Annotated in this window: 10 protein-coding genes and 1 pseudogene; 1 reads left to right on the forward strand and 10 read right to left on the reverse strand. The window is 29.3% G+C overall.

Annotated features, from left to right (window positions below):
- Position 1: 1 nt before the first annotated feature.
- Genes AJ930_RS01925 through yajC form a run of 10 tightly spaced genes read right to left on the reverse strand, consistent with a single transcriptional unit; the run spans position 2 to position 12,454 of the window.
- On the reverse strand, positions 2-2,938 hold the full coding sequence (locus AJ930_RS01925; RefSeq protein ID WP_070274754.1) for a DEAD/DEAH box helicase: 2,937 nt from the start codon (positions 2,936-2,938) through the stop codon (positions 2-4).
- Positions 2,938-3,333 carry a bactofilin family protein gene (locus AJ930_RS01930; RefSeq protein ID WP_002861809.1) on the reverse strand — a complete coding sequence of 132 codons (396 nt, stop codon included), beginning with the start codon at positions 3,331-3,333 and terminating at the stop codon, positions 2,938-2,940. Before AJ930_RS01930 ends, AJ930_RS01925 begins: the two co-directional genes overlap by 1 nt.
- The gene (locus AJ930_RS01935; RefSeq protein WP_002861810.1) at positions 3,270-4,172 is read right to left on the reverse strand and encodes a M23 family metallopeptidase; all 903 of its coding nucleotides are present in this window, start codon (positions 4,170-4,172) and stop codon (positions 3,270-3,272) included. Before AJ930_RS01935 ends, AJ930_RS01930 begins: the two co-directional genes overlap by 64 nt.
- Positions 4,159-5,343 carry a folylpolyglutamate synthase/dihydrofolate synthase family protein gene (locus AJ930_RS01940; RefSeq protein ID WP_083263146.1) on the reverse strand — a complete coding sequence of 395 codons (1,185 nt, stop codon included), beginning with the start codon at positions 5,341-5,343 and terminating at the stop codon, positions 4,159-4,161. Before AJ930_RS01940 ends, AJ930_RS01935 begins: the two co-directional genes overlap by 14 nt.
- A complete protein-coding gene (locus AJ930_RS01945; RefSeq protein WP_070274756.1) occupies positions 5,309-6,706 on the reverse strand; it encodes a hypothetical protein in 1,398 nt (465 codons plus the stop codon). The genes AJ930_RS01940 and AJ930_RS01945 overlap by 35 nt, the downstream gene beginning before the upstream one ends.
- Positions 6,690-7,202 carry an LPS assembly lipoprotein LptE gene (gene lptE, locus AJ930_RS01950; RefSeq protein ID WP_002860199.1) on the reverse strand — a complete coding sequence of 171 codons (513 nt, stop codon included), beginning with the start codon at positions 7,200-7,202 and terminating at the stop codon, positions 6,690-6,692. The genes AJ930_RS01945 and lptE overlap by 17 nt, the downstream gene beginning before the upstream one ends.
- A complete protein-coding gene (gene leuS, locus AJ930_RS01955) occupies positions 7,199-9,628 on the reverse strand; it encodes a leucine--tRNA ligase (protein ID WP_002880809.1) in 2,430 nt (809 codons plus the stop codon). The genes lptE and leuS overlap by 4 nt, the downstream gene beginning before the upstream one ends.
- 9 nt (positions 9,629-9,637) lie before the next feature.
- The gene (gene secF / locus AJ930_RS01960; RefSeq protein ID WP_002858025.1) at positions 9,638-10,609 is read right to left on the reverse strand and encodes a protein translocase subunit SecF; all 972 of its coding nucleotides are present in this window, start codon (positions 10,607-10,609) and stop codon (positions 9,638-9,640) included.
- On the reverse strand, positions 10,609-12,189 hold the full coding sequence (gene secD, locus AJ930_RS01965; protein WP_070240191.1) for a protein translocase subunit SecD: 1,581 nt from the start codon (positions 12,187-12,189) through the stop codon (positions 10,609-10,611). Before secD ends, secF begins: the two co-directional genes overlap by 1 nt.
- Positions 12,182-12,454, reverse strand: a complete 273-nt coding sequence (gene yajC / locus AJ930_RS01970) for a preprotein translocase subunit YajC (RefSeq protein ID WP_002786346.1) — start codon at positions 12,452-12,454, stop codon at positions 12,182-12,184. The genes secD and yajC overlap by 8 nt, the downstream gene beginning before the upstream one ends.
- Between yajC and AJ930_RS01975 the strand changes: the two are divergent.
- Positions 12,427-13,753 (forward strand): annotated as a pseudogene (locus AJ930_RS01975) (apolipoprotein N-acyltransferase). The gene yajC and the pseudogene AJ930_RS01975 sit on opposite strands and share 28 nt — an antisense overlap.
- Positions 13,754-13,838 lie beyond the last annotated feature (85 nt).

The following is a 13,838-nucleotide window of genomic DNA, read 5'->3' on the forward strand; positions in this document are numbered from 1 at the left end:
TTTAAACCTTTCTTAAATGCGTTAAAATTGCCTCTAAAATATCATCATCGTCTTTGCTTTTTGCTTTGATGAGTTCTTTTTCATCATTTAAAGCAGTAAATTGAATATTTTGCTCATAATTGCTAATACTTTTAAATTTATTTAAAGCTAAAATTTTAATAATAATCAAAGATAAAAATTGCTTAGTATAAATGTCAAGTTTTCCAAAGCGATCTTCAATTTCACCTTCGATCTCATAAACCTCATGAACTTGCTCACACTTACTAAGTCTTCTATAAAGTTCTAATCTTAGGCGATCTTCACTGATAAGATCACTATTTAAAAAGGCATTAACATTGAGTTTTAAATCAAGTTTATTTTCTTTTTGATCCACTTCATTTTTACTTAAAGCATTAAGTTCATCTTCTAACATTTTAAGATATAAACTATATCCAATTTGCTCGATATGTCCACTTTGATCCACGCCTAATAAATTTCCGCCGCCACGAATTTCAAGATCATGATAAGCCAAAACAGAACCTGCTCCTAAAAAAGAATTACTTTCTAAAGAAACAAGACGCTTTAAAGCATCCTTTGTAATAGCATTTTTATCTTCGATTAAAAAATAACAATAACCTTGCTTATCACTTCTTCCCACACGCCCACGCAATTGGTGTAGATCAGCCATACCAAAACGATCGCTTTTTTCTACTATAATAGTATTTGCATTAGGTAAATCAATCCCACTTTCTACTATAGAAGTACTTAAAAGCAAATCATATTCTTTGTTTTCAAATTTTAACATTTCTTCTTCTTGCACCTTGGAATCGATTTTAGAATGCAAAATCAAAATACGCAAAGTAGAAAAAAGTTCTAATAAATGCTTTTTACACTGCTCTATGCTTGCAATATGATTATGAATATAAAAAATTTGCCCGCCACGTCTTAACTCTCTTGCTATAGCTTCTTTTAAAAGTGCGTCATCATTTTCTTTAACAAAGGTTCTTACATCCATTCTATCTTCTGGTGGAGTTTGTAAAACACTATAAGATTTTATAGAACTTAAAGCTTGATTTAAGCTTCTTGGTATAGGGGTTGCTGACATAGATAAAATATGTGAATTTTGAGTGATTTCCTTAAGTTTTTCTTTTTGCTTCACTCCAAATTTATGCTCTTCATCGATAATAACAAGAGCTAAATTTTCACATTCTACACTTAAAAGAGCATGAGTTCCTACAACTACACAAGCTTTATTTTCTTTTAAATTTTGTAAAACTTGTTTTTTTTCTGCACTACTTGTAAAGCGATCAAGTTTAAAAACCTTTATATCAAAAGGATCAAAACGCTTTTTTAAGGTTTTATAATGCTGATGAGAAAGCAAAGTTGTGGGTGCAAATAAAAATGCGCAAAATCCACTTTTAACCACTGGATAAATAGCATTCATAGCAACTTCAGTTTTTCCAAAACCCACATCACCGCTTAAAAGCCTATCCATGACTTTTCCACTTTGAAAATCTTGCAAAATTTCATGACAGGCTTTATCTTGATCGCTTGTATAAATAAAACCTGCACTAGCTATAAAATCAGCTTGTCTATTTAAATCCACTGTGATTTTTTTTGCTTGCATCAAAGATCTTTTAGCGGCCATAATAACAATTTCAGAAGCTATGGCTAAAAGTTTAGTTTTTAATTTTTCTTTAAGCTTAATAAAACTTGTTTTACCTAGTTTATCTAAACTTGGAATAGATCCACTCACGCCCAAATATTTATCAATCAAATAGAGATTTTCCACTGGTAATAAAAGCTTATCAAAATTTTGATACTCTATAGCAACAAACTCTTTTTTTGCTCCGCTTATCACTATCATCTCAAGACCTAAAAATTTACCTACCCCATAATCTTCGTGTACTATATAATCCCCATTTTTAAGCTCATCTATAATCAAACTAGCTTTTTTTCTTGTTTTTTGTTTTTCTTTTTGATTTAAAGAAATGATTAGCTCTTCAGGACTAATAAGATTAAGCCTTAAATCACTTTTTACAAAATGGATATTTTGAGTATCTTCAAGCTCTAAAGCTTTAAACAAAGCTTCGTTTTTAGCTAAAAGTGTGATTTTTTTATTTTTATGAAATTCAAAAAAATCTTTATTGTAAGAACTTTGCAATTCTTTAAATTTTTTAGCTTGAGGTAAAATTTTTACATTCACAAAACTTATATCTTTTTCATATTCATTAATACCAAACTCTTCACAAGCTAAAAAATCAAGTTCTAAATAATCAAAAAAATCATCAATACACCAAAACCCTAAAGAATTAATATCATGTATTAAAGTATCGCTTTGAAAATCTTCTAATTTGTCCTTAAAAATTTCATAATTTTCTTTGTCAAAATATTTTAAAAAAGGACAAATTTCAAAATATTCCAGTTCATTAGGGATAGACTTTTGACTTTGCAAATCAAAATATCTTATACTTTCAATCTCTTCACCAAAAAGTAAAATTCTAATAGGATTTTCTTCATTGATACAAAAAATATCAATAATATCCGCACGAATTGAAATTTCACCTTTATCCTGAACTATATCTACAAATTCGTATCCTAATCTTGAAATTTTATCTTCAAAACATTTCAAATCAAAATTTTGTTTTTTATCGATATGATAATTTTGTAAATGTTTTTTTGAAGGAAGTTTTTTTAAAACAGTATTTAAAGGAGAAATAAGGATTTTTTTTTCTTCTTCTTTATGATAAGCATTTAAAATCTTACAAAGATCAAAAAGTTCTTTAGAAAAAGCCCTTAAATCATCTCCAAACTGCGCTCTAAAATCAGGTAAAACAAAGGTTTTTAAACCCTTAAATCGTGAAACTTGAGCGAGCAAATCTGCTTGTTTTTCATCTTTACAAAGCAAAAGTTCACAAATTTTTGGATTTTGTAGGTATTCATAAAATGAAGCTTGCATTATTCTTCGTTGTTATTTTCAATAAGTTTGATAGTATCTTCTTTAATTTTACTAGTTCCATTAAAGCGACCGCCATTTTCTATAGAAATTTTTTGCGTTGAAATATCGCCATTAACAACTCCGCCCGCTAAAATTTCTAAACTATTGGCCTCAAGTTGCCCTTCAAAATACCCATTTACTACAATTTTATCTGCTTGTAATTCACCTTTTAAATTTCCATTTTTTCCGATAACTACAATGCTTTCAGAATGAATAATACCACTTAACTCTCCATCGACATGAAGCATAGAAGCAAAATAAAATTTACCCTCAATTCTCGCACCTGAAGAAATTACTGTTGTTTCTGAGCTAGGACTGGATGTTGGGCTGATACCGCCTTTATTAAAGATTGCCATGGAACTCTCCTTTCTTGATTAAAAAAATCATTCATATTTTTTCTTTGCAAATTTAAAAAATACAAAGGTTCTAAAGTTTTATTAATAAACCTTACCTCATAGTGCAAATGCGGTCCCGTAGAAAGACCTGTATTGCCACTATAACCTATCAACTGCCCCTTGCTAACAAATTGACCTGCTTTGACTACTTCTTTGCGCATCATATGAGCAAATACTGTTTTAAAACCAAAATTATGCAATAAAATTACATTATAGCCATAGCCATTATCACTATAACCTGAAAATTCCACTACTCCACTTGCTGGTGCATAAATAGGAGTACCAATTTCTGCTCTTAAATCAATACCAGGATGAAATTCCCTTCTTTTTAAAAGCGGATGCTCTCTCCAGCCAAAATTTCCTGTAATGCCTTTATTTTCAATAGGCCATCCATTAGGAATTTGCCCCAAAATTCCAAGCTGCTGCTCATTGGTAAGCTGAAGATTATCAAGTCTTGCACTAATTGTAAGATTATTTTCTGCTTCTAAGCCCAAAGCCTCTTCAAAAGAAGCTATTTTATCTTCTATAGCTGCATACTGCTGAGTTTTTTCTTCTATGCTTTTTTGCATTTGCGAATTAGATAATTCCAATTCTTTGCTTTTTTTCAAAAGCTCCTCACGCTTTTCACTGATATCACTAAGTTTGCTATCGAGATATTTGATATAAAAACCACTAAAAACTAAAAATAAAACAATAAAAGCAATAGTATAAAAAACTATTTTTTTGATTATTTGATTTAAATAAAAATGTCTTGAACCGTTAATATCTGTAATGGTAATAGTGAATTTATTTTTTACCACACCACTCCTTTAAAAAATTTTCTACCAGCATAAAAGAGCCAAAAACTAGATTTTTTTTATTTTCTTCTAATTTTACAAATTCTTTACATTGTATGCCTAGCTTTGATGCAATACTATAAATTTCATCATCAGCCAGCTTTCGTTCTGCACTTTTATATTTATATATTTGTATTGTATCAATAATAGGCTTTAATGCATTTAAAATTTGAAAAATATCCTTATCCAAATAAGCATTATAAATAAGATTTATTTTTTCTCCTTGAAATTTATCAAGCATAGCCTTAGCAGCCATGGGATTATGACCCACATCAACAAAAAAATTTGGAGAAATTTCTTGGCATCTTCCTTGTAAATTTAACTCTTGTAACTTTTTTAAAGCTTCTAAGGTTTTTTCTTGCGAAGTTAAAATTTCACAAGCCTTTAATGCAAGCTTTAAATTATGCTTTAAAAAACAAGGTAAAACAAACTTTTTACAATAAATCTCAAAATTTTCTTTCAAAAAAGGATTTAAGGAAGAAACTTGCAAATCAGCTTTTTTTAAAAAAGCAATTTTTTTTGCTAAGTTTAAAACATTTTGCTCTTGCTCATCACTTATAAGTGCTATAGGTGCCATAATTTTAAGCTTGGTTCTTGCAATATCTTCTAAAGAATTACCCAAAATTTGAACATGGTCAAATCCAATTCTTGTAAAAATATTCATTCTTCTTTCAAAAACAGAAGTAGCATCATATTCTCCACCCACCCCTGCTTCTAAAACAATGAAATCGCATTTTTGAAATAAAATCATAGCTAAAAAAGTAGCATATTCGAAATAACTTAATTTTTGCAAGTCTTGTTTAAAAATTTCTTCAAGTCTTATATGAGCTTGTTCTAATTCTTCATCATTTGCAATCTTACCATCAAGATAAAATCTTTCATTAAAACTGAAAATATGCGGGCTAGTATAATGTCCTATTTTATAATTTAAATTTTCTAAAAGTTGGGTTAAATATCTACCCGTGCTACCTTTACCATTTGTGCCTATAAGTTGGATTATAGGAATATTTTTAAAATATTTCTTATATTTTTCATACATTCTAAACATCAAAAAACGATCAATTTTATCGTAATTTATACTTTTTTGAGCTAAAAAATTCTCAACTTTCATTATATTGTTCATTAACCGCTGCAATTTGCTTTATTAACTCATCTAAAATATTAATACTTGGCTTACTTTGCTTATCAAGATAAGCCACATGAATTTTGGGAGTTATAATATCTTGCTTATAAATAAATCTAAAATTTTCTATAGTTTTAAGATTTGTATTTACAAGCTGTGTAATTTCATCTTTGCTTTTTCCTGGTGAAACAATCAAATAACTCTTTTCATCTATCATCCACAGTTCATCAAATTCACTACAAGAATCTTTTAAAATTTTTTTAAATCGAACAAAAATTTCATTCAAACTTCCCATACCATATTTTTCCATAATGAAACGGTAATTTACTATAGAAAATAAAGCTAAAGAATAATTAACTTTATACTTATTAAAATTTTCATCCATTTTATCAAGCTCTTTAAGAACACTCCAAGCCTCTCTCTCCTCTAAGCTTTGCGTGAATTCAATTTGATTATTTAAAGATGTAATTTTTTCTCCAAGTTGTTTAAATTTTAGTTTTAAATCCTCAAAACTAAGTTTTACTTCCCCATTTTCATCTGGTTTTAAGGTATTGATAAAATCCATATTTTTTTCATTCGATTTATTAAGCAAGATAATCAATTCATAGATTTTTTTTAGATTATCATTAAAAAAAATTAAATTTTTTTGGACATACATATTATCAACCATTATACGATGATTTATAAATTCCATTAGTTCGTTCTTAAAATTTTCTTCGCCTATTGCAAAAGGCTTTTGTGTTAAATTTTGTATAAAACCTTGAATTTTTAAATCTTCCACCAATGAAGGATTTAAACCTAAGCATAATAATTCACTAAAGTGCTCATAACTACGCTCTTCAAGTTTAACTAAGAGTTTTTTAATCACGCTATCATAATCATCATATTTGCTAATGCCATATTTACGAACTTGTTCTTCTAAGTCATTTTCATCGTAATTTCTTTCAAGCTCTTTCCATTTTTTAGTAAGCAAGTAAATACTTTCACTATCCATAGTTTTAGAAATTCTAATCGAAGTCACCTTAGCCAAATCTCTTATCTTTTTATCCTTGCTTATTTGCAAAATTTTAGATATAGTATATAAAAAATCAAAAAATTCACTAAATTGTTTTCCGCTTTGTCTATTTAAAACAGAAATTAAAAAACTAATTAGTTCTTCTAAACTTCTTATAGATTTAGAATTTAATTCTTGTTGATAAATCGGTAAAAGCAAGGTTTTGTATTTGTCAAGTTTAGCTTTATTTGAGCTTGTGATACCATATTTTAAAGATAATTCTTCAAAAATTTCCGTATAATTTTCAGGAGTTGGTTTTAGTTTTCTTTCTTTTAACGCAATTAAAGTTTGCTTTGCTATTTCATTAGTATTTGGAATCACGTTTTTGCCCTTTAATAGCAATTACGGAAATAAACTCATCAAATGCCTCGCTTGAAGCTGCTCGAATAGCCTCATACCTTGCAGAATCACTAATAATACTATTTGGAGAAATTTCAAAATTATAACTTCCACTTGTACTAAAAGCCTGACTTGAACCATCTTTAAAGACAACATTAAAATCTAAATTTAATTTAGCTTTATAACTAATGACATAGCCATTTTTATCATAAGCTAAAGGAATAAATTCTAAATTATTCATTTTAACATTGATTACATCATCTGCCTCGTGTTTTAAAGCAAGTTTACGCCCTAATTTTGAAATTACCATTTCTTTTAAAGTATCGGCAACATAGATACTATTTTTTGGGTCTTGTTGACTTAATTCAACATTAACATAAACCTTCTCATCGAAAATATTATTAGCGATTTTTGATGTAGGAACATATCCACAAGCACCTAAAAATAAACCTATACAAAAAATTAAAATCTTTTTCATTTAATCACTAGATTAACTAGCTTTCCTTCCACATAAATTTCTTTAACTATACTCTTACCTTCAAGCCATTTAGCAGTATTTTCTTTTGCAAAAGCTAAAATTTCTTCTTTACTCGCACTACTTGAAATTTCAAATTCAGCCCTTTTTTTACCATTAATACTTACAGCTAAATTTAAAGTATCTTTTACAAAAACCTCTTCTTTAAGTTCTAATTTTTTGAAATTTTTACATTTAAAAAGCTCCTCGCTAAGCTCAAAACAAACATGAGGAATAATAGGCTCTAAAATATTTAAAATAATATAAAAAGCCTCTTGCTCCAAAGCTTCATTTTTGCAAAGCGCTAAAGCATTTAAAGCTTCCATGCAAGCTGCAATTAAAGTATTGAAAGCAAAACTTTGATGATAAACTTCAAAAGATTTTTTCAAAGCTTCATATACCTTTAATCTTGCATATTTTTCTTCTTTATTTAAATTTTCTTGTTTTAATTCTACAAGCTCACCTTTTTTAACATTTTGCGCCCTATCATAGAGTTTGCAAATAAATCTATAAGCCCCTTCAACCGCATCATCATTCCATTCAAGCTCTTTAGCCGGAGGCGCAGCAAAAAGTATAAAAAGTCTTGCGGTATCAGCACCGTATTTTTCTATAATCTCATCAGGATCTACAACATTGCCTTTTGATTTTGACATTTTAGCACCATCTTTTAACACCATACCCTGAGTTAAAAGTCTATCAAAAGGTTCATTTTGTGTTAAATAACCCAAGTCTCTTAAAGCTTTTTGGAAAAATCTCGCATAAAGTAAATGCAAGATTGCATGTTCAATACCACCTATATATTGATCCACACTCATCCAATACTTTACACTTTTTTCATCTAAAGCTTTTTCCTGCCAAGTTCTCTCATCACTTGCAAAACGTGCAAAATACCAAGAACTTTCAAAAAAAGTATCTAAAGTATCACTTTCTTTTTGAGCCTCTTTGCCACATTTAGGACAAATACAATTTTTCCAAGTTGGATGTTTATCAAGTGGATTACCCTCACCTGTAATTTGCACATCTTCAGGTAAGATAATAGGTAAATTTTCTAGTTTTTGAGGCACTATACCACAAATTTGACATTTAATCATAGGAATAGGCGCACCCCAATATCTTTGGCGTGAAACACCCCAATCACGAATTTTAAAATTTACAACCCTTTTTCCTATATTTTTAGCTTCAAACTGAGAAATGATTTTTAATCTTGCCTCATTACAATCAAGATTATCAAACTCTTGGCTATTAATTAATTTTCCTGATTTTTGCGTATAAGGTAAATTTTCTTGAGTTTGAATAACTTGTTTGATGGCAAGATTATATTTTGTTGCAAATTCAAAATCTCTTTCATCATGAGCTGGAACAGCCATAACCGCTCCACTACCATAATCAGCCAAGACAAAATTAGCCACCCACAAAGGAATTTTTTCTCCGCTTAAAGGATGAATGGCATAAATTCCTAGAAAATAACCTTCTTTTTCAGAACTTTGTCTTTCTCTTGGGCTTTGATTTTGAATAGTTTTGATTTTATTTAATACATCTTGATTTAATAAATTTTGCGAAAGCAAATTTTGAACAATTTTATGTTCTGGAGCTAAAGCGATATACGAAACTCCATAAATTGTATCTGCTCTTGTAGTAAAAACTTCTAAAGAACTTTCTTTGGTTTTTTGCTTGCTTTCTTCGTCTAAATTTAAAGAAAATTCCAAACCTTCGCTTTTACCAATCCAATTTTCTTGCATAGTTAAAACTTGATTAGGCCATTTATCTTTTAATTCTTCTAAATCTTTTAAAAGTTCCTCAGCATAAGCAGTGATTTTTACATAATAACCTGGCATTTTTTTCTGCACCACTTCATGACCACAACGCCAACATTTTCCGTCTTCAACTTGCTCATTAGCCAAAACCGTTTGATCTTGTTCACACCAATTTACATTTGCTTCTTTAGTGTAAATCAAACCTTTTTCAAACATCTTAATAAAAAATTCTTGCTCAAATTTTGTATAAAGTGGATCTGAAGTAGCAAGCATTCTTTTTTTAGAAAAAGAAAAACCTAAAGAAAAAAGTTCTTTTTTCATATAAGCTATATTTTCATAAGTCCATGACTTAGGATGAATTTTATGTTTAATAGCTGCATTTTCAGCAGGCATGCCAAAACTATCAAAACCTATAGGATGTAAAACATTAAAACCTATCTTGCGATAATATCTTGCCAAAGCATCACCTATAGTATAATTTCTTACATGCCCCATATGAATGCGTCCACTAGGATAAGGAAACATCGATAAAATATATTTTTTAGGCAAATTTAAGTCATCTTTTGGCTCAAAATATTCATTTTCATCCCAAATTTTTTGCCATTTTTTTTCTATTAAACTTGCTTCATAAGCCATAAATTCTCCTTACACAGTTCCTTTTTCATACATTGCACGATTGCGTTCTTTATCTTGTTTTCTTTTTGCTTTTTCAATTTCTTTATTTCTAAACTCAAGCACACTAAATTTAAACCATAATAATGTCGGACTTGCAACAAAGATAGAGCTTAAAGTTCCCGCTATAATACCTACAATTAAAGCCAAAGAAAATCCTTGTATCATTTCCCCGCCAAAGAAATAAAGTATCACAACGGTTGCTAAAGTCAACCCTGAAGTTAAAACCGTTCTTGATAAAGTTGCTGAAACACTTTCATTAATAATAGGTGCAAGTTCGGTTTTTTTACTTGTTTTAATACCTTCTCTGATTCTATCAAAAATAATAATTGTATCATTCAAAGAGTATCCAAGCACAGTTAAAACAGCAGCCAAAGTATCTAAATTGACATCAATTTTAAATAAAGAAATTGCTCCTAAAGTAATCACAACATCATGAATTTCACTGATTATAGCCGCAAGAGCAAAACGCCACTCAAAACGCAACGCTATATAAATTAAAATTGCTATCAAAGATACAGCTATAGCCATAAGTCCTTTATTTCTAAGTTCATCACCTACTTTTGGTCCTACCACATCAGCACGACGCACCTCAAATTTTCCCGTATCCTTTAAAAGAGTGCTTATATGCTCGCCTATATCATTGCTTACATTATCATTACTTCCTAAAAAGCGTATAGTTACTTCTTCATTGCTTCCAAACTCAGTTACAGATAAATTTTGAAAAGTTCCTTGATTTTCTAAAATTTCTCGAATTTGCGTTATAGGAGCTGCATTTTCATATTTAAGCTGAACTAAAGTTCCTCCGCTAAAATCAATGCCATATTGTAAACCCCTATCCCAAAGTAAATAAATAGAACCAAAAAACAAAATAAAAGAAAGGGAAATAGCAGCAAAACGCATTCTCATAAAATCATAAATTTTCTTTTCGCTAAAAAACTGCATTATCTTCTCCTATAGCCAAACCAAAATCTTGTATTATTATTTTTTTCTATGCGTTGCATAAAATAATCAAACATTCCGTGAGTTCCTAAAATAGCTGTAATCATAGAAACAACGATACCAATTCCCAAAGTCACAGCAAAACCTTTAACTGCTCCTGTTCCATAGGCATAAAGTGCTACCGAAGTAACTAAAGAAGTGATATTTGAATCTATAATCGCACTCATAGCATTTTTATAACCTTGTTCTATACTAACTCTTATATTTACTCCATCTCGCAAGAGTTCTCGTATACGCTCATTGATAATCACATTTGCATCTACTGCCATACCCACAGTTAAAACAAGTCCTGCCATCCCTGGTAAAGTTAAAGTTGCTCCAAACATAGCCATAACAGCAACTACTACCAAAACATTAACTAGCATTGCAATATTTGCAAAAATTCCTGCCACACCGTAATACATCATCATAAATACTACAATAAAAACCGATGCACCGATTAAGGCTATCATACTCATTTTAATACTATCAGCACCTAAAGATGGTCCTATGCTTCTTTGTTCAAGTAATTTTACAGGCGCAAGCAAAGCTCCACTTCTTAAAGCTACCGCCACATCGCGTGCTTCTTCTTGAGTAAAAGCTCCACTGATTTGCCCACTACCTCCGCCTATGCGTTCATTGATAGATGGAGCAGAATATACTTTATTATCAAGTACAATAGCAAGACGCTTTCCAACATTTGCTCCTGTATAATCAGCAAATTTTTTAGAACCCTCGGCATTTAAAGTAAAATTAATCACAGGATAATTACTCTTATCACTAATCCCTACTCTAGCATCAGTAAGCATAGATCCATCTAAAATAGGTATACTTTTTAAGGTATATTTTAAATTTGGATTTCTAGAATCAGGCACTAAAATCAGTCCATAACTCGCAGCCTCAGCGTCGCTCATTGTGGAAGCTTGACCCATTTTAGAATCATCAACTTCCATAAGTTGTAAATGTGCTGCTTTTGTGATGCGTTCTTTTGCTCTTAGTTCATCTTCTTTGGTTTTAATCCCTGCAAGTTCAACCAAAATCTTATCATTACCTTGTTTAGCAACTGTTGGCTCTGCTAAACCAAATTGATCAAGCCTATTTCTTATGGTTTCAACTGCTTGCAAAAGTGCAAAATTTTCTATATTTTTTACTTCTTCTGAGGTAAAAGAAATTTTATAGTGCATATTTTCACTTTGTATATTAATTCCTTTTATTTCTTTAAGCAAATTTTCAACTTTTGCAATATCCGCATTATCAAGCAAAGTAAATTCTAAAATATCATCATGGGTATTTAAGCCGTCATTTAAAATATTTTCTTTATTAAAAGAATAACTCAATGAAGATGCAATTGATTTTATTTTAGATTTTACAGCTTCTTCATTATCTACACCTAAGAGCATATAAAGCCCACCTTGCAAATCAAGCCCTAAATTAATCTTCACACCACGTTCTGACTGCAAAAAAGAAGGGAGTGAAAAAGCCACTCCAAAAATAAATACCGCTATAAAAATAATCAAGCGATAATTGATTTTAGAATTACGCATCAATTTTCTTTGCTATAAATTCTCTTGAAATTTTTGCAGTAACATTGTCTTCATTAAGCTTAACTTTGATAAAATCCTCCTCTGGTTTTACGACTTCACAAATAAGTCCGCCATTAGTGATGATTTTATCTCCTTTTTGCAAAGACTCAAGCATTTGTTTATGTGCTTTTGCTTGTTTTTGTTGCGGTCTGATCACCAAGAAATAAAAAATTGCAAATAACACTACAAGAGGTAATAATGAAGTTAAAATTGAATTTTCTGCCATATTTTTCCTTTATTCCAAAAAAATTAAACACTAATTCTATCATTTTTAAAATAATAAAAGTCTTTTTTATTGCAATTTTACTTTCAAATTCTATTTATCTATCATTTTTTGAAAATATTTTTACACAAACCATTAGCCCATTTTTAGCTATTTACGGGTTAGTTTTACTTCTAAAAAGTAAAAATTCTAAACAATATTTTTGGATAGGTTTTTTTGTAGGGATTCTTTGGTTTTGGTGGATTGGTTTATCTTCAATTTATTTTAATCTAAACTATTTAGTACCAATTATACCAATTATCATTGGTTTTATTTATGGACTACTTTTTAGATTATGTTATTTATTAAAATTTGATTTTTTAAGACTTTGTGGAATTTTTTGCATAAGTTTTATCCATCCTTTAGGATTTGATTGGCTTAATTGGGGAATTTTTACAGTTTATGGTTTTTTTGACCCAAGTTATCGTGGTATTATTTGCATATTTTTAATAGCATATTTCATCTATGAGGGTTATATATCAAGATATTATAAAATAGCAATTGTTCTTGTTTTATTCTTTAGTGGATTTCAATATAATGAAAAACAAGCTCAAACTCTTAATTTAAACTACAAACTCATCAATACTAATATCTCTCAAGATCAAAAATTTTTACAAGAAAATTTAAAATCAAATTCTGATATCCTAATTCAAGATATATTTCAAGCTATAAATGAAAAAAAAGAACTTGTAATCTTGCCTGAAACCGCTTTTGCTTTTGATTTAAAAAATACCAAATATGAACTTATGCTTAAAGAATTATCTTATAAAATTACCATTATTACGGGAGCATTTTATACTGAAAAAGAGCATACTTACAATAGCACGTATATCTTTAAAAAAGGCAATGTCTATATTTTAAATAAGCATTTTTTAGTTCCCTTTGGTGAAGAAATTCCATTTTTTAAAGACTTAATAAAAAAATATTTTCTTAAAAATATTGAAGAATTTTCCCAAGGTCCTATACAAAGCAAATATAAATTAGACAATCAAATTATTACAAATGCAATTTGTTATGAAGCTACCAAAGAACAAAACTATCAAAATTCACAAATTATTATAGCTCTAAGCAACAATGCTTGGTTTAATAATAGCAGCGAATACAAACTCCAACAACTCTTAATGAAATTTTATGCAAGTAAATATGGGGTTAGTGTTTATCATGCTACAAATGGTAAAGAGAATATAGTTATACTCCCTAAAAAGCTTTTAAGTAAAGATTGGAAAAAATTTATCCAAAGAAATATTTAATGATAAAAAATAATATTAAAATTTTAATTTTAAAGTAATTTAAGTTATTTTATATTATAATTCTGTCAAATAATATTTTGACTTAGAGGGGTTTTTAC

Origin of the sequence: Campylobacter sp. BCW_6871 (assembly GCF_001762325.1) — a bacterium.
Classification (GTDB): Bacteria; Campylobacterota; Campylobacteria; order Campylobacterales; family Campylobacteraceae; genus Campylobacter_D; species Campylobacter_D jejuni.